At 68.9% G+C, this 16,850-nt stretch carries 15 protein-coding genes; 5 read left to right on the forward strand and 10 right to left on the reverse strand.

The features are described 5' to 3' along the window. Positions 1 to 48 precede the first annotated feature (48 nt). The 3 genes from ACN0RJ_RS00635 to ACN0RJ_RS00645 all read left to right on the forward strand — a co-directional run bounded on the left by ACN0RJ_RS00635 (position 49) and on the right by ACN0RJ_RS00645 (position 3,855). Entirely contained in the window at positions 49 to 1,527 is a 1,479-nt protein-coding gene (locus ACN0RJ_RS00635; RefSeq protein WP_417723400.1) for an NAD-dependent succinate-semialdehyde dehydrogenase, read from the forward strand. A 13-nt stretch (positions 1,528 to 1,540) separates the two neighbouring features. After that, the gene (locus ACN0RJ_RS00640) at positions 1,541 to 2,470 is read left to right on the forward strand and encodes a hypothetical protein (RefSeq protein WP_417723081.1); all 930 of its coding nucleotides are present in this window, start codon (positions 1,541 to 1,543) and stop codon (positions 2,468 to 2,470) included. Between the two features lie 179 nt (positions 2,471 to 2,649). Beyond that, the gene (locus tag ACN0RJ_RS00645; protein ID WP_417723082.1) at positions 2,650 to 3,855 is read left to right on the forward strand and encodes an aminopeptidase P family protein; all 1,206 of its coding nucleotides are present in this window, start codon (positions 2,650 to 2,652) and stop codon (positions 3,853 to 3,855) included. Positions 3,856 to 3,876: 21 nt separating this feature from the next. Here the strand turns inward: ACN0RJ_RS00645 and ACN0RJ_RS00650 are convergent, their stop codons facing one another. From ACN0RJ_RS00650 to ACN0RJ_RS00660, 3 genes are all read right to left on the reverse strand, one after another. After that, entirely contained in the window at positions 3,877 to 4,863 is a 987-nt protein-coding gene (locus ACN0RJ_RS00650; RefSeq protein ID WP_417723083.1) for a hypothetical protein, read from the reverse strand. A gap of 88 nt (positions 4,864 to 4,951) precedes the next feature. Beyond that, positions 4,952 to 5,509: a hypothetical protein gene (locus ACN0RJ_RS00655; RefSeq protein ID WP_417723084.1), complete on the reverse strand. Its 558-nt coding sequence runs from the start codon at positions 5,507 to 5,509 to the stop codon at positions 4,952 to 4,954. A 91-nt stretch (positions 5,510 to 5,600) separates the two neighbouring features. Further along, positions 5,601 to 6,413: a cyclase family protein gene (locus ACN0RJ_RS00660; protein WP_417723085.1), complete on the reverse strand. Its 813-nt coding sequence runs from the start codon at positions 6,411 to 6,413 to the stop codon at positions 5,601 to 5,603. Positions 6,414 to 6,458: 45 nt separating this feature from the next. On the opposite strand from ACN0RJ_RS00660, the gene ACN0RJ_RS00665 reads away from it, so the two are divergent. Together ACN0RJ_RS00665 and ACN0RJ_RS00670 are read left to right on the forward strand one after the other, a co-directional pair. Then, on the forward strand, positions 6,459 to 6,794 hold the full coding sequence (locus ACN0RJ_RS00665; RefSeq protein ID WP_417723086.1) for a hypothetical protein: 336 nt from the start codon (positions 6,459 to 6,461) through the stop codon (positions 6,792 to 6,794). 13 nt (positions 6,795 to 6,807) lie between these two features. Then, on the forward strand, positions 6,808 to 7,425 hold the full coding sequence (locus tag ACN0RJ_RS00670; protein ID WP_417723087.1) for a DUF1523 family protein: 618 nt from the start codon (positions 6,808 to 6,810) through the stop codon (positions 7,423 to 7,425). 48 nt (positions 7,426 to 7,473) lie between these two features. On the opposite strand, the gene ACN0RJ_RS00675 is transcribed toward ACN0RJ_RS00670, so the two are convergent. From ACN0RJ_RS00675 to ACN0RJ_RS00705, 7 genes are all read right to left on the reverse strand, one after another. Next, on the reverse strand, positions 7,474 to 8,427 hold the full coding sequence (locus ACN0RJ_RS00675) for an ester cyclase (RefSeq protein ID WP_417720634.1): 954 nt from the start codon (positions 8,425 to 8,427) through the stop codon (positions 7,474 to 7,476). Then, the gene (locus ACN0RJ_RS00680; RefSeq protein ID WP_417723088.1) at positions 8,428 to 9,288 is read right to left on the reverse strand and encodes a dimethyl sulfoxide reductase anchor subunit family protein; all 861 of its coding nucleotides are present in this window, start codon (positions 9,286 to 9,288) and stop codon (positions 8,428 to 8,430) included. 3 nt (positions 9,289 to 9,291) lie between these two features. Beyond that, a complete protein-coding gene (locus ACN0RJ_RS00685) occupies positions 9,292 to 10,041 on the reverse strand; it encodes a 4Fe-4S dicluster domain-containing protein (protein ID WP_417723089.1) in 750 nt (249 codons plus the stop codon). 16 nt (positions 10,042 to 10,057) lie between these two features. Next, positions 10,058 to 10,654 carry a DUF6882 domain-containing protein gene (locus ACN0RJ_RS00690; RefSeq protein ID WP_417723090.1) on the reverse strand — a complete coding sequence of 199 codons (597 nt, stop codon included), beginning with the start codon at positions 10,652 to 10,654 and terminating at the stop codon, positions 10,058 to 10,060. A 99-nt stretch (positions 10,655 to 10,753) separates the two neighbouring features. Beyond that, the gene (locus ACN0RJ_RS00695; RefSeq protein ID WP_417723091.1) at positions 10,754 to 13,579 is read right to left on the reverse strand and encodes a molybdopterin-dependent oxidoreductase; all 2,826 of its coding nucleotides are present in this window, start codon (positions 13,577 to 13,579) and stop codon (positions 10,754 to 10,756) included. Between the two features lie 100 nt (positions 13,580 to 13,679). Continuing rightward, entirely contained in the window at positions 13,680 to 15,455 is a 1,776-nt protein-coding gene (xsc, locus tag ACN0RJ_RS00700; protein ID WP_417723092.1) for a sulfoacetaldehyde acetyltransferase, read from the reverse strand. A gap of 88 nt (positions 15,456 to 15,543) precedes the next feature. Continuing rightward, positions 15,544 to 16,710 carry a glycosyltransferase family 4 protein gene (locus ACN0RJ_RS00705; protein ID WP_417720640.1) on the reverse strand — a complete coding sequence of 389 codons (1,167 nt, stop codon included), beginning with the start codon at positions 16,708 to 16,710 and terminating at the stop codon, positions 15,544 to 15,546. Between the last annotated feature and the right edge of the window lie 140 nt (positions 16,711 to 16,850).

Below are 16,850 nucleotides of genomic sequence, written 5' to 3' on the forward strand. Positions count from 1 at the left end.
CGACAGATGCTCTGCCGGGGGCAGAAGCGCAATGCGATGGAGGAAGCCATGCTCGACCAGACCACCAACCTCGCCTCCCTTCTCAAGGATCCGAGCCTTCTCGAAACGCGCGGCTACGTCAACGGGGCGTTCGTCGACGGCGAGGACGGCACCTTCGACGTGACCAACCCGGCGCGCGGCGACGTGATCGCCGAGGTCGCCGACCTGAGCCGCGCGCAGGTCGCCGCCGCCATCGACGCCGCCCATGCCGCGCAGAAGGACTGGGCGCGCTGGACCGGCAAGGAGCGCGCCGCCGTGCTGCGCAGGTGGTTCGACCTGATGATGGCCAATCAGGACGATCTGGCCACGATCATGACCGCAGAGCAGGGCAAGCCGCTGGCCGAGGCCAAGGGCGAGATCGGCTACGGCGCCTCGTTCATCGAGTTCTTTGCCGAGGAGGCCAAGCGCATCTACGGCGAGACCATCCCCGGCCACCAGCGCGACAAGCGCATCACGGTGATGAAGCAGCCGATCGGGGTCGCCGCCTCGATCACGCCGTGGAACTTTCCCAACGCCATGATCACCCGCAAGGCCGCCCCGGCGCTGGCGGCGGGCTGTGCCTTTGTCGGGCGCCCGGCGTCGGAAACGCCGCTGTCGGCCATCGCGCTGGGCGTGCTGGCCGAGCGCGCGGGCATCCCGGCGGGGGTGTTCAACATCGTGCCCTCGGGCAGCTCCTCGGAGGTCGGCAAGGAATTCTGCGAGAATCCCAAGGTCCGCAAGCTGACCTTTACCGGCTCGACCGAGGTCGGGCGCATCCTGCTGCGGCAGGCCGCCGACCAGGTGATGAAATGCTCGATGGAGCTGGGCGGCAACGCGCCGTTCATCGTGTTCGACGATGCCGATCTGGATGCCGCCGTCGAGGGTGCGATCCTGTGCAAGTTCCGCAACAACGGCCAGACCTGCGTCTGCGCCAACCGGATCTACGTGCAGGCCGGGGTCTATGACGCCTTCGCCGAAAAGCTGAAGGCGGCGGTGGAGAAGATGACCGTCGGCGACGGGCTGAAGGAGGGAACCGACCTTGGCCCGCTCATCACCGGCAAGGCGCTCGACAAGGTGCGGGAGCACATCGCCGATGCCAAGTCGAAGGGCGCGACGGTGATCCTGGGCGGTGGCGGGACGCTGGAGGGCGCGGGCCATTTCATCGCGCCGACCATCGTGACCGGCGCCACCCGCGAGATGATGTTCGCCACGGACGAGACCTTCGGCCCGCTCGCCCCGCTGTTCCGGTTCGAGAACGAGGACGAGGTGATCGAGCTGGCCAACGACACGATCTTCGGGCTGGCGTCGTATTTCTATGCCAAGGATCTCAGCCGGGTCTACAAGGTCGCCGAGGCGCTGGAATACGGCATCGTCGGGGTGAACACGGGCATCATCTCGACCGAGGTGGCGCCCTTCGGCGGGGTCAAGCAATCGGGGCTCGGCCGCGAGGGCAGCCACCACGGGATCGAGGATTACCTCGAGATGAAATACGTCTGCATGAGCGTGTGAGCAGGTCCGGGGCATGTTCGAGGACGCGCCCCGGGTTGTCCGGTTCCATCTGTACGACGATCTGAAGGCACGGGTGGCGGCGGGCCGCCATCCGCTGCTCTGCCTCCTGCGCGAAGTCCTGGAGGCGCAGGGCCTTGCGGTGGAACTCTGCGGGGACAGCCCGGCGGAGCTGACCGGAGCGCGGTTGTTTCCGGGCTTTTCGGTGGTGCGGATGGTCGCGCCGCCGAACCGGCGGGGGGTGACCTTCCGGCGGACCTATGTGGAGCCGTTCCACGACATCGAGCCGGTCGCGGAACGCTGGAACTGGGCGGTGGCGCGGGCGGTCTTCGATCCCGGCGCGATCAAGGAGGAGAAGGCCGCGCGCTTTCTCGCCAACCTGCGCAAGGACCGTTTCGCCGCGATGGCCGCGGCGCTCGGGCGCGACGGCCATGTCTACGTGCCGCTGCAGGGCCGGCTGACCGAGCGGCGGTCGTTCCAGAGCGACTCGCCTCTCGGGATGATCGCGGCGGTGCTGGCGCACGATCCCGTGCGCCCGGTGATCGCCGCGCTGCATCCGCGCGAGCACTACGGCGCCGTGGAGATCGCCGCGCTGGAGGAGATGGTTCGCGCCAACCCGCGCCTGCATCTCGCACGGGGGGAGATGGCCCGGCTGCTGCCGCGCTGCGATTACGTGGTGACGCAGAATTCCGGCGCCGCCTTTGCCGGGCAGGTGCTGGGCAAGGCCGTCGTGTATTTCGCCGGGAGCGATGTCGACCACCTTTCGCTGCGGGTCGCCGATCTGGGTGCCCGCGAGGCGATCCGCCGCGCGCCGGAGCACGCGCCGCCCGACCTTGCCGCCTACATCTGGTGGCGGCTGCGCGGGCAGAGCATCCACACCGGGCGCGAGGACGCGCCGGAGCGCATCCTGGCGGCGCTGGTGCGGGCGGGCTGGCCGCTGGCCTGAGCCGGGCGCACGCGCCCTCTTGCCAAGCGCGGCGCGGGGGCGCAGAACTCGGGGCGGGCAGGCGATGGCGTCGCCGGTGTCCTTCCGACATGCCCCTTGATTCGTCCTGCACGCCGGGAGCTTGCTTTGCCTCGCGGCAGGGGCGGGTTCCCCCCTCCGCGACCACAAGGAGGGCCGACATGGACCGACCGGAAACCTACCGCTTTCACAACGGGCAGAAAGCTGCCCTGCCCTTTGCCGCCGCCGAGTACGACGCGCGCCTTGCCGGGCTGCGCGCCCGCATGGACGAGGCCGGGGTCGAGGCCGCGGTGCTGACCTCGATGCACAATATCGCCTACTATTCGGGGTTCCTGTATTGCAGCTTCGGGCGGCCCTACGCGCTGGTCGTGACCGAAAGCGACAGCGTGACGATCAGCGCCGGGATCGACGCCGGCCAGCCCTGGCGGCGCTGTCATGGCGACAACCTGACCTATACCGACTGGGCGCGGAACAACTTCTGGCGCGCGGTGCGGTCGGTCGCGGGTGAGGGCCGGGTCATCGGCTACGAGGCCGATCACCTGACCCTGGCGCAGCGCGAATTGCTGGAGGATTTCCTCGAACCCTCGGTGACGGTGGATCTGGCGGGCGCGACGATGCGGCAACGGATGCACAAGTCGGCCGCCGAGATCGCGCTGATCAAGGCCGGGGCGCAGGTGGCGGATGCCGGCGGCTACGCGATCCGTGACGCGATCCGCGAGGGCGTGCGCGAGATCGACGTGGCGATGGCCGGCCGCGACGCGATGGAGCTGGAGATCGCCCGGCGCTTTCCGGAGGCGGAATACCGCGACACCTGGGTGTGGTTCCAGTCGGGGCTGAACACCGACGGCGCGCACAACCCGGTCACGGGGCGCAGGCTGGAGCGCGGCGATATCCTGTCGCTGAACTGCTTCCCGATGATTTCGGGCTATTATACCGCGCTGGAGCGGACGCTTTTCGTGGGCGAGGCCGACCCGGCGTCGCTGGCGATCTGGGAGGCGAACGTCGCCACCCACGAATACGGCATGAGCCTGCTGAAACCGGGGGTGAGCTGCGCCGCCGTGACCGAGCGGATCAACGCCTTCCTGACGGAGCGCGACCTGCTGCAGTACCGCACCTTCGGCTATGGCCACAGTTTCGGCGTGCTGTCGCATTACTACGGCCGCGAGGCCGGGCTGGAGCTGCGCGAGGATATCGACACGGTGCTGGAGCCGGGCATGGTCATCAGCATGGAGCCGATGCTGACCCTGCCGGCGGACAGGCCGGGCGCGGGCGGCTACCGGGAGCATGACATCCTCGTCATCACCGCGGACGGGGCCGAGAACATCACCGGCTATCCCTACGGCCCGGCGTTCAACGTGGTCGGATAGGGTGCGGGCGCCCGGGGCGGGTCAGGCGCTTTTGTTCTGCCAGACCTCGAAACGGTAGCGCACCGGCCCCTGGCTGCATTCGAGGTCCGAGCGCGGCCTTTCCCCGGCGGTGGGCTTCAGGGCCCCGGGGGTCAGGGTCCAGCGGACCCAGTTCCGGGGGTGCGCCGGGTCGGTTTCGGGGTTCTCGGACCAGTTGTCGATCCGGCGGATATCGTCATGCAGGCGGTTGGCAAGGCGGGCGGTGCGGAAATCGCCCGCATTCGCCCGTTCGGCCAGCCGGTCGAAGGCGCGGAACAGGGTCAGCTCGTCCGCGTCGGCGGTGTCGGCCGAGCCGTCGCGGAACCCGGACTGGTAGCCCGAGGCGCCGTAGCTGAACAGCAGTTCGAGCGCGGTGCCGCGATCCAGCCGGGGGTGATCGGCCATCGCCTCGATCAGGCCGGCGCAATCCATGCCGCCGAGACCGCAGGCGATGACGTGCAGATCGTCCGCCGACAGCGGTTCGATCGCCGCAAGGGCGCTCTGCCTGTCATGGCCGCTGATCGGGAACAGCCCGGTTGCGGCCCATGCCTCGCGGGCGGCGAGGGTTTCGACGGATTGCAGGCGGGGCCGGGGGCGCGGCCGTTTCGGAACCTGCCGGGGCAGCGAGGGGCGCAGGACGGCGGCCTCGTCCTCGGCCATCAGCATCGCGGAGAACAGGATGGACTGCCCGCCGCGCCCGGCGAGGGCGTTGAACCGGTGGAACAGGTCGGGGGGCAGGCGGTAGGCCGCCCAGAGGGCGATGATCTTCGATCCGTGCGGACCGCTCAGCCGGGCGGGATCGGTTTCCGTCGGCGCGTAGTCGCGGACGGCGGTGTAGAACGCCGCCAGCAGGGGGTCGCCGCCCCGCTCGGCGGCGAGCCGGCCCTTTTCGTAATCGCTGCGCCAATGCGTGACCGCCGCCCCGATGAAGGTCCGGAGCGCCTTGCGCGGGCGGGCCCGGGTGGCGATGCGCAGCAGAAACGGGATCATGGCACCCTCCGTCGTTGTCCGGAGGGAAGGTGCCGGTGCAGTGTGACGCTGACGGGACGCCGGTCGGGCGATTCCGTGGTGCCGCGGATCAGGAGCCGAAGCCTGCCATCCCCTCGAAATCCATCGCTTCGAGCAGGGTGGTGCGGGTCGCGGCATCCGCGCCCTCGACCTGGATCAGGATGCGGTTGGCGATCAGCCCCATGGTCTGATCCTCCTGAACGGCGAATTTCTGACGGCCGATGCGTTCGGTCTTCATCCCCATCGCGCCGGCATTGGTGATCATCGCCGACATGCTGGCCACCATCGGATTGTCGGCGAACATCTGGATGCGGTAGCTGTCGCCGCCGGGAGAGAGGTAATCGGCCTCGGCCGCGACGCCGCCACCCATCATCGCCATGGCCGCGTTGGCCTCGGTGTTGACCTCGCGGGTCCAGCCGTCGGGCGCGTCGGGCAGGAAGGCGCCCAGCGCGTCGGTCTTCATCTCGAGCAGCTTGGCGCGGGCGAATTCCAGTTCGTCGAGGGCATATTGCACATCGCCGGACTCGTAGGCTTCGATCGCGGAGGTCAGCGTGTCGGTGATTTCGTCGGCCTGCGCGGCGGAGGTCAGCGCCATCGCGGCGGCGGTGGCAAGAAGAATGCGGATCATGGAAAACTCCCCGGGGAAATGGTGTCGGACGCACCATGCCGCGCGGCCCGGCGCGGGGCAAGGTCGGCAATTCCCCACCCCGCGCAACCGCTTACATCATGGCGAAGATCCGCGCCGGACCGCCCGAGCCGCCCCGGTGCTTGGGCGCGCCGACGATGATCGTCGCCCCGGCGGCGGGCAGCGCGTCGAGCCCGGCGAGACATTCGATCCCGAACCGCCCCGAGGGCAGCCAGGCGTAATGGGTGGCGAAATCCGGCGAGGGGCCGAAATCGAGCGACAGGGTGTCGACGGCGATGGACATGGCGCCGGTGCTTTCCATCAGCATCTGCACCGCCTCGACGTGGAAGCCGGGAAAGTGCATCGCGGTGCCGTCGAAATTGCGGTAGCCCTCGCCGTCGACCTTGGCCGCCCAGCCGGAATGCATCGCGACGCAGGCATTTTCCGGGATGTCGCCGTTGGCGGCGATCCAGGCTTCGAGGTCGTCGGGCGTGAGCTGAGTGTCGGCATCCTCGGCCGCGCGGGCGGCGATATCCACCACGCAGAGCGGCGCGATGAGCTGCCCGAGCGGGATCTCGTCGACCGAGGCGCCGTCGGCGGAAAAGTGCAGCGGCGCGTCGACATGGGTGCCGGTGTGTTCGTTGACCGTGAGGTTGAAGAGGTTGAACCCGTCGTTGGCGAAGTTGAAGAGCTGGTCCGCCTTGAACTGCGGCTCGCCGAAGAAGGTCGGAAACCCGGGGTGCAGGGTGTGGGTCAGATCGGCAAAACCCGTCCCGTGCGCCGCCGCCGCTACCGGGCTCGCCGGCAGCAGCGCCGCCCCCGCCCCGGCCGCCGCGGCGGTGCCGAGAAAGCCCCGCCGCGAGAGCATCTTGTCCTTAACCTTGTTCATCACGCAGATATCGCACATGATTCCGGTCTCCCTGTTCTGGTGGATGGGGAAGGGTAGCATGACTTGGCCCGCACCGAGGTGATTCTCCGGGAGGGGCGCGAACGGGGGCGCGGGGCGCCGGAAGGGGATGCGATGCTGGCGCTGCTGCGGCTTGTGATCATCGGTTTCGTCGTGCTCACCGCGATCTACGTGGCGCTGTCGATCTGGTCGCGCCGGGTGCGGCGGGGAAAGCTCGGGCTGGAATGGGACGAGGCGCAGGGCCCCGGCGCGCGCGAGGCCTTCGTCGAGGAAGGGCTGCGGGACTATGATCGCTCCCTGCGGCGAAAACTCATCCTCGGGGTCTATGTTGTCCCGGTGTGCGTTGTGGCATTGATCGTGTATCTGACGAATTACCACTGAAGGGGTCTTGGCGATGCGCTACGTGAAATGGACGGTGATCGTGATCTTCTGGGCGCTGATCGCGGCGTTCCTGCACTACACCCTGCCGCAGCACGACATTGCGCGCATTTCCGACACCTATGAAAAGCGCATAGACCCCGGCGAGAACCGCTGGTTCTGGTCGCAGGCGGCCACCGGCGAAAGCACCGTGGTCAGCAATCGCGACGTGTTCTTCATCCAGACGCGCCTGAACAACGACAAGGTGATGGTCTATCGCAACGAGGATACCGGCTGGGGCTGGCCGCCGTATTTCAAGTTCGACACCTCGAACCTGCAGGCCGAGGCGGCGGATCTGAAATCCTCCTCCGCCACGCCGCAGTGGGTGGTCATCAAGCATTACGGCTGGCGCAACGAATTCCTGTCGATCTATCCCAACGCGATCAGCGTCAAGCCGGTCGAGGGGCCGGATGTCACCATCGTTCCCTGGCTGAACATCATCATCCTGACCTTCCTTGCCGCGCTGGTCTGGGGGCTGTGGGTGCGCTGGCGCCGGTTCCGGCAGCGGCGCATCGACCCGGTGCTGGTGGACATGGGCGACAACCTCGACGATGCGGGCAACCGCGTGAAGGGGATGTTCCGGCGCAAGCGCTGAGGGGCGCTTCCGTCGCGCGCGGGCCCCTCGGCCCGGCGACCCGTCCGGTCAGCCGGTCTTGCGCAGGATCTGCGCCAGCACGCCGGGGCGGTCGATCAGCGTCCATTCCCGGCGCAGCCCGTCGGGCCCGAATTCGGCATGGGTCATCCCCAGCACCGTGACCTCGGCCCCGGTCGGCGCGCCGAAGCTGCCGTGGCCGTCGTGGCGGCCGGTCAGCGACCAGCGCATCATGGCGCGCGGGCTGGAGAGGGATTCCTCGGCTCCGAGCAGGTGCTCGACCCGGAATTCCGCCGAGGGAAAGGCGGCGCGCAGGCCGATCCAGAAGGATTCGGCCTCGCGCGGGCCGGTCTGCGCCTCGCCGCCGGGATAGAATAGCTCTGCCGCCGCGTCATAGTGACGGTCGATCACCGCAAGCTCTCCGCCCATGACGCGATGGACGAGCTCGCCCAGCGTGTGCCCCCAGGCGTCGTCGTCGCCGGTGCCGGTGTAGCGGCGGGTGCCCTCGGGGATCGCGCGCGGGTGCCAGCCGGCCAGGCGGATGCGGGCGGCCTCGTCCTCGGGCAGGCCGATCCGGCGCAGGATCGCGGTTTCGTCGCGCAGCAGCCATTCCTCCCTGACCTTGCCCGCGACGCACCAGCGGTCGACCATGGCGGTGACCGTCAGCTCCGCCCCGGTCGGCGCGCCGTAAAGCCCGGCGCCGTCGTGGCGGGCGCTCACCAGCAGCCGCTGCGCCGAGATCAGCGCATCGTGCGAGGTGGTGGTCCAGATCGCGTCTTCGGGCAGCAGCGAGGGCGCCGGGAAGGCGGCGACCAGCGCCGCCTGCGCCGCGCCCCAGGCGTCGGAGCCGCAGGTCGTGCCGAGACCGCCGTGGCAGATCACCCCGGACGCGATGTAATCGGGCGTGAGATCGAGCCGCCGCCCCTCGCCCAGATCGCGATGCAGGGCGTCGAGATAGTCGGCAGCGTCATGCCAGCGGGCATCGAACCCGGCGAGGAAGGGCACTCAGCGTCTCCCGTAATAGAGGCCGACGACATGCTCGGCCTCGGCAAAGAACAACCAACGGGAGAGAAACACGCCGAGAGCGTGAGTTACAAGGGCCAGAAGGCCGAAAAAATGCGACGGTCCGACGGCGAGGAAGGCCAGCGGGATCACCGCCATGGCAAAGAGCGCGATGACCCGCAGTTTCATCGCATGGCGGCGGCCGACGACGAAGACCATCTCGGTCAGCAGGTAGTTCGGGCCGGAGTGCGGCGGGAACAGCGCGCGGGGCGCGTCGAGGCCGGTGGCGGTGGCAAGCGTGGTGCCGGAGCGGGCAAAGCGGCGGTCGCCGTCCCACCAGGCGTAGAGCTGGAGCGCGGCGGTCACGGGGAGCAGCACCTCGGACAGGGTGACCCGCCCGGAGAGCAGCGCGCCGCCGGTGACGGCATAGGCGAGGAACAGCGCCGGTGTGGTCCAGCGGTGCCAGCGCGGCACGGTCTTGAGCTGCGCGTAGATCATCGAGGTCACGCCGACCGTGCCCAGCGCCAGCAGCGCCCCGAGCCAGCCGAGCGGCGCCACGTGGATGCCGAGGATCAGCAGCCCGCCGTAGAGGCCGGTCAGCGTCAGGGTGACCGCCGCCGCCCATGCCTCGCGCGAGAGCCAGCTCGTGCGCCATTGGCTGAAGGCGCGCAGGGCGCGTTCCCGGCGCCCGAGATGCAGCGCCGAGGCGGCGAGGCCGGTCAGCGTCAGCCCGTGGGCGATGGCGAAGAACACCAGCGCGACCCAGCCGGTGGGCGGGGTCGGGTCGATCCCCAGCCAGGCCAGAAGCCCGAGGCCGAGCCCCGAGAGCGTGGTGAACAGGATGAGAGAGCGCGCCGGGTTCATCGCTCAGAGCTTTCCGAGGGTGCGGTCGATCCAGCCGAGAAAGCCGCGCGGCTCTTCTGCCACGGGGTCGAGCCAGGGGGCGAGCACGTCGACCTCGCCCTGCCAGGAATCGCGGGGGCGCGGCGGCAGGTACTTGTTCACCGGCTTCGTGCCCATCTCCGGCATGAGGTCGAAGCCGCCCCGCTCCTCGACCAGTTGCGACACGGCGCTGTCGGGATCGGCGAGGTCGCCGAAATGGCGGGCATTCGACGGGCAGGTGCGCACGCAGGCGGGGGTGCGGTCCTCTTCGGGGAGGGTCTCGTTGTAGATGCGGTCCACGCAGAGGGTGCATTTCTTCATCACCCCCTCGGCCGCGTCGAGTTCGCGCGCGCCGTAGGGACAGGCCCAGGCACAGAGGCTGCAGCCGATGCAGGCGTCCTCGTTCACCAGCACGATGCCGTCCTCGGCCCGCTTGTAGCTGGCGCCGGTGGGGCAGACGGTGACGCAGGGCGCGTCGTCGCAATGCAGGCAGGACTTGGGGAAATGCACGAGCTGCGGCGGCTTGTCCTGCGGGGTCAGTTCGTAGCTGTGCACGCGGTTGAGAAAGGTGCCCTGCGGCGCGGCGCCGTAGGGGTCCTGATCCGAGAGCGGTGCGCCGTAATTCTCGGTGTTCCAGCCCTTGCAGGCCACCACGCAGGCGTGACAGCCGACGCAGGTGTCGAGGTCGATCACCAGCCCCAGCTTGCGGTCGGTATGGTCGGGCAGGCGCGTCATGGCGCGCCCCCCGGGGTCAGTTGGTCCGGACCGGGAAGTCGAGGGCGAGCAGGCGGTAGCTGCCGCCGCCGGCGGGCGCACGGAACACCAGCGGATAGTCCGAGGCCTGCGCCGCCAGCAGCGCCAGCCGCCAGGCGGTCGCGGCATCGACCAGCAGGCAGCGCTCGGTCGCGGCACGCCAGCCGTGGTTGCGCCCGTCGAGCCGCAGCCGGTGCGCGGCGATGCGCAGCGTGTCGGGCAGATCGGGCGCCGCGGGTTCGGCCCAGGACCAGAGCCAGCCGTGGCCGTCCTCGTTCCAGGTGGAAATCTGCGAATAGCGGGCGAACCAGGTCGCCCCCTCCGGCGTGGTGGCGCGCAGCAGCCCGCGGCGGGGGAGGAGCGTCCACTCCAGCCGCGGATCGTCGAGGCCGAATTCCGCGACCAGCGGCGGCATGGAATCCCGCGCCTCCTCGGCGACAAGGTCGAGCATCCGCGCGAAGCCGGGGTCGCAGGCCGGCTGCGGCTCTCCGGTGGCGGGGTCGATCACCCAGAGCCCCTGCCCCGCATAGCCGCCCCAGAGCGCCGCATCGCGCTGCGCCGCAAGGCCGAGCGTTGTCGTGTCGAACCGGAACATGGCCGGACTCCTTCACCGTTGTCGCGGCAAGGATGCCCGCGCATTCCGGCAGGATTCCGGCAGCGGCAGGGTGTTTTGGTGTTTCCGGCGCGTGCACAATCATGGCCCCACCTTCCAGCGCAGGTCTTTCGGCGCCTCGGGCACGGGCGAGCGGATCGGCTCGAAGACCGGCAGGCTTTCGCCCGGATCGGCGGATTTCTCGAGCTTCACCCGCAGGTCGAACCAGGCCGCCTGCCCGGTGACGGGATCGGCATTGGCCCAGCGCATCCCGTCGCCCCGTTCGGGCAGCAGTTCGTGGATGATGTGGTTGAGCAGAAAGCCCCGCGTCGCCTCGGGCGCGTCGGGGTCGAGCGCCCATGTCCCCTTGCGCTTGCCGATGGCGTTCCAGGTCCAGACGGTGTCCTTGTTGAGCGCGGCCATGTGCACGGCGGGCACGGTGATCGTCCCGTGGGAGGAGATGACGCGCACCCAGTCGCCGGGCTTCAGGGCCAGTTTCCGCCACCAGAAGGTCGGCAGGTACAGCGGGTTGACCCCGTGGATCTGCCGCAACCAGGCATTGTGGCCGCCCCAGGAGTGGTACATCGCCATCGGGCGCTGGGTCAGCGCGTGCACGGGAAATTCCGCCGGATCCTCGTGGGCGTCCGACAGCGGCGCGTACCAGAGCGGCAGCGGGTCGAGCGTGGCGCCGATGCGCCCGCGCAGGTGGTCGGGGGGCTGGTGGGGGCCCTGCCCTTCGGCGGCAAGCTGGAAGCGGCGCAGCGGTTCGGCGTAGAGCTGGATCAGGTAGGGCCGGGGCGCGTCGGTCAGGCCGAACTGCACCGCCCAGCGCTGGTAGGCCATGTTCCAGGGTTTGAAATAGGCGGCCTCGTCCGGGATATGGGCGCTGAAGAACCCGCCGTTGGCGATGTAGCTGTCGAGCTGGGCGGCATTGGGGCCGCCGCGCCCGTGGGTCAGTCCGGTTTCGCCCATGCGCCAGCCGGCCAGCGGACCGACGCCGGGGCGGCGTTCGTGATTGGTGATGTAATCGGCATAATCGCCATAGGTCGGCGAGCCGTCGGGCTCGGTCATTCCCGGCAGGCCGAGCCGCGCGCCGAGGTCGAGCAGCACCGACTGGAAGCCGCGCACGTCGCGGTCGGGCGGGATCACCGGCCAGCGGATCGCATCCGCCGCCGCGCCGGGTTCGGAGATCGGCCGGTCGAGCAGGGAGATGCAGTCGTGCCGTTCGAGATAGGTGGTATCGGGCAGGATCAGGTCGGCATAGGCCACCATCTCGGAACTGTAGGCATCGGAGTAGATGATGCGGGGAATGGTGTAGCTGCCGTCCTCGTCCTGGCGGGTCAGCATCTCGAGCGTGCCGCGCGTGTTCATCGAGGAATTCCACGCCATGTTCGCCATGTAGAGGAACAGCGTGTCGATGCGGTAGGGATCGCCCGCCGCCGCGTTCGAGATCACCATGTGCATCAGCCCGTGCGGCGACAGCGGGTTTTCCCAACTGAAGGCCTTGTCGATGCGGGCGGGCCGGCCGGTGTCGTCCAGCGCGAGGTCCGCGGGCCCCTGCGGGTAGCCGAGGATCGGGCCGTCGAGGGGCTGGCCGGGGCTGCTGCGGAAATGCGGTTTCGGATGTGCCTCGGCCGGTTTCGGATAGGGCGGCTTGAAGCGCATGGCGCCCGGGGTTTCCACCGCGCCCAGCAGGGATTGCAGCAGGTGGATGGCCCGGCAGGTCTGGAAGCCGTTGGAATGGGCCGAGATTCCGCGCATCGCATGCATGGCCACGGGACGGCCGGGCATGGTCGCGTGGCGGTGGCCGCGGAAATCGGTCCAGGGGCGGTCCAGCACCACCGGGTCGTCAAAGGCGGCGCGGGCCAGTTCCGCCGCGACATGACGGATCTGCGCGGGCGTGATGCCGCAGCGGTCGGCGACCTTTTCCGGGGCGTATTGCGGATCGAGGTAGCGCTCGGCGATCCGGTGCATGACCGAGCGGTGGGTAATCCCGGCGCGGCGGATGTGCCCGGTGAGCTGGGGTTCGACCCCGGCGCCGTCCCAGGGCGCGGGCTTGCCCGTGCGGCGGTCGATGACCAGGGGGCGGCCTTCCTCGTCGCGCAGGAACAGGCCGTGGTCGGGCGATTTCGGGTCGGAATCGATCAGCACGGCGGCATTGGTGAACCGGGCGAGGAAGTCGAGGTCGACCCGCCCGGCGCGCAGCAGTTCGTGCACCAGAGACAACACGAACAGCCCGTCGGTGCCGGGGGTGATGCCGACCCACTCGTCGGCGATGGCGTTGTAGCCCGAGCGGATCGGGTTCACGCCGATGATCTTCGCCCCACGCGCCTTGAGCTTTGCCAGCCCCATCTTGAGCGGGTTGGAATCGTGGTCCTCGGCCACGCCGAACAGCAGCATGAGGCGGGTGTTGTCCCAGTCCGGCGCGCCGAATTCCCAGAAGCTGCCGCCGAGGGTGTAGATTCCCGCCGCCGCCATGTTGACCGAGCAGAAGCCGCCATGCGCCGCGAAGTTCGGCGTGCCGAATTGCTGCGCCCACCAGCCGGTGAAGCTTTGCGACTGGTCGCGCCCGGTGAAGAAGGCAAGCTTGTGCGGCGCGCTTTCGCGGATCGGCTTCAGCCAGGAGGCGGCGAGGCCGAGCGCCTCGTCCCAGGTGATTTCCTCGAACTGGCCGGAGCCGCGCGGGCCGGTGCGTTTCAGCGGCGCGCGCAGGCGGGCGGGGGAATTGACCTGCATGATGCCGGCCGAGCCCTTGGCGCAGAGCACGCCGCGGTTGATCGGGTGATCGCGGTTGCCTTCGATATAGGCGACGCGGCCCGCCTTCAGGTGCACGTCGATGCCGCAGCGGCAGGCGCACATGTAGCAGGTGGTCTTGCGGACCTCGTCCGAGACCCTTGGCGACAGGTCGATCTGCGGTTGGTCTGTCATGCGGCCGTGGCGCCCTCCTTCGCAAGGACGCTAGGGCAGCGGCCGGGGACAGGCCAGAGGAAAGCCGGTAACCTCCGCGTCATATGCGGAAATCCGGCGGCTAAACGGTTTGCGGGCGCATGTCGGCGGGGTCGATCCCGGCAACCTCGACGGGTTTCTTCATGGCGTCGCGCCGGAAGGGCTCGCCGAGCTCCTGGTTTATCAGCGCCTCGATCAGGGTGGTCCTGCCGTGCTGCATCTGGTCGGTGACGGCCTGCGCCAGCGCCGAGGTGAGTTCGTCCATCGTCCGCGCCTGCACGCCCTGCAGCCCGCAGGCCGTGGCGATGGCGGCATAGCTGACGCCGGTGTCGAGTTCGGTGCCGACGAAGTTGTCGTCGTACCAGAGCGTCGAGTTCCGCTTTTCCGCGCCCCACTGGTAGTTGCGGAACACCACCATGGTGATCGCGGGCCATTCCGGGCGCCCGATGGCGGTCAGTTCGGTCACCGCGATGCCGAAGGCGCCGTCGCCCGCAAAGCCGACCACGGGGGTCTCGGGGCAGCCGATCTTGGCGCCGATGATCGACGGCAGGCCGTAGCCGCAGGGCCCGAACAGGCCGGGGGCGAGGTATTTGCGACCCGCCTCGAAGGTCGGATAGGCGTTGCCGATGGCGCAGTTGTTGCCGATGTCCGAGGAAATGATCGCCTCGCGCGGCAGCGCCGACTGGATCGCGCGCCAGGCCATGCGGGGGCTCATCCAGTCGGGCTTGTCCGCGCGGGCGCGCTCGTTCCAGGTGGTGCCGGGATCGTCGTCTTCGTGATCCATCGACGAAAGCTGCTGCGCCCAGCGGCTTTTGGTCTGCGCGATCAGGGTCTTGCGCTCGGCCCGGCCGGCATCGCCCGCGCCGTCGGAAAGCTGCGTCAGGATCGACGCGGCCACCTTTTTCGCATCCCCCACGATGCCGACCGAGACCGGCTTGGTGAGGCCGATGCGGTCGGGGTTGAGGTCGACCTGAATGATCTTCGCGCCCTTCGGCCAGTAGTCGATACCGTAGCCCGGCAGGGTGGAGAACGGGTTGAGCCGGGTGCCGAGGCAGAGCACCACGTCGGCCTTGGCGATCAGTTCCATCCCCGCCTTGGACCCGTTGTAGCCCAGCGGCCCGGCAAAGAGCGGGTGCGAGCCGGGGAAGGCGTCGTTGTGCTGGTAGCCGACGCAGACCGGCGCATCGAGCCGTTCGGCCAGCGCCATGCTGTCGGGAATCGCCCCGGACAGCACCACGCCCGCGCCGTTCAGGATCACGGGAAAGCTTGCACCGGAAAGCAGGGCGGCGGCCTGCGCGACGGCATCCGCGCCGCCGGCGGGGCGTTCGAATTCCACCACCTCGGGGAGGTCGATGTCGATGACCTGCGTCCAGAAATCGCGCGGCATGTTGATCTGCGCCGGGGCGGAGGCGCGTTTCGCCTGCAGGATCACGCGGTTCAGCACCTCGGCCACGCGGGTCGGGTCGCGCACCTCTTCCTGATAGGCGACCATGTCCTCGAACAGCTTCATCTGCTCGACTTCCTGGAAACCGCCCATGCCGATGGTCTTGTTCGCGGCCTGCGGCGTGACCAGCAGCAGCGGCGTGTGGTTCCAGTAGGCGGTCTTCACGGCGGTGACGAAATTGGTGATGCCGGGGCCGTTCTGGGCGATCATCATGCTCATCCTGCCGGAAGCGCGGGTGTAGCCGTCGGCCATCATGCCGCCCGAGCCTTCGTGCGCGCAGTCCCAGAATGTGATGCCGGCGCGGGGGAAGAGGTCGGAAATCGGCATGAAGGCCGAGCCGATGATGCCGAAGGCGTGTTCGATCCCGTGGCGCTGGAGCACCTTCACGAAGGCCTCTTCGGTGGTCATCTTCATTGCCGCTCTCCTCCCCTGCATCGGGGCGAGCGTAGCGACGCTTCGGGCGGGCGGATAGGGCCAGCCGGGCGCGCAGCTTGATGCCAGATCAGCGCAGCCGCGCGACCTGTTCGTCGAGAAGGTCGGCGACGGTCTGCCCCCAGGAATCCCAGTTCAGCCGGTCTTCGTATTCCTTGCGGGAGGAGCGGCAGAGCGCGGCATAACCCTCGGGGTTTTCGAGGTATTGCAGCACGACGCGGGCGAAATCCTCGTGCGTGGCCCCGGAGGGCAGCGCGTGGCCGTTGACGCCGTTGCGGACCGGCACCCCGCCGACCCGGTGGCAGAGCGCGGGCAGGCCGTGGGCCGATGCCTCGCAGAAGGCAAAGCCGTAGCTTTCGTGCGACGGCATGAGCATGAAATGCGCCTCGGCCATGGCGCGGTCGAAGATCGCCAGCTTCGCGGGGTCGGATTTGTCGAGCTCGCCCAGCGCGGTGACATGGGCGTTGCGGTGGTGTTGCGGCGGCACGGCCCCGATCACGGTCAGATGCGCGTCGACGCCTTCGTCGCGCAGCGCGTTCAGGGTGTCGAAGGCCTTGGGCCCGCCCTTGGTGTACCAGTCGCGCCCGACCAGCAGGAGCCGCACCTGCCGGTCGCGCCCGATCTCCGGGGTCACGATCTTTTGCGGCGGGCGGTGGATGTTGGCGCCCCAGGGCACGACCCGGGAGGTTTCCGGCGTGAGCCCGTAGAGGGCGTTCGCCTCGGTCCGGATCCAGTCCGAGGGCCAGAGCAGGAGGTCGGCGGCGCGCATCACCCGGCGTTCGTGCCATTCCACCCAGCCGTCGAAGGCGCGGCCCACGACCGAGGACTTGTGCCAGTCGCCGAGTTCGGATTTGCGGAAGATCGTGTTGGTGGCATCCGAGGTATAGGCGGTGACCAGCGGATAGGGCCGGGTCAGACCGGCGAGCGACTGGAAGGAATAGGCGCAGAACACCACGTCGTACCGGTCCTGCCGGAGGTTGCGCTGCACACCTGCGGCGACGACCTGCGCCAGCGCGAGATGCAGGCGCCAGCGGACCCGCATGTTCACCCCGTTCGGCGTGGCGTGAATCAGCCGCCGCAGCGGTTCGGCGGCGAACCAGGTGTTGGGAAGGATCGTCACGTCCCCGACATTCGCCCCGAGCGAATCGTATATCCGTGCATTGCCGCCGGAATACATGTTCCGGTCGAGCGGGGAGAAATCGCTCAGATACGCAATCTTCAGTCGCTTCCGTGCCAATGCGCTCTCGTGCCTCGCGTTGCGGTTGCAGGGTCGTGGTGGATGAACAATGCGGCGACAAGATGTCTCGTCCCATGCCGGACGGAAACAATGACACCGGGATGTGCCAATTCTGCCAGACTGCGCCGGTTTCGGCCCCG

It is taken from the genome of Salipiger sp. (assembly GCF_048261495.1).
Lineage (GTDB): Bacteria > Pseudomonadota > Alphaproteobacteria > Rhodobacterales > Rhodobacteraceae > Salipiger.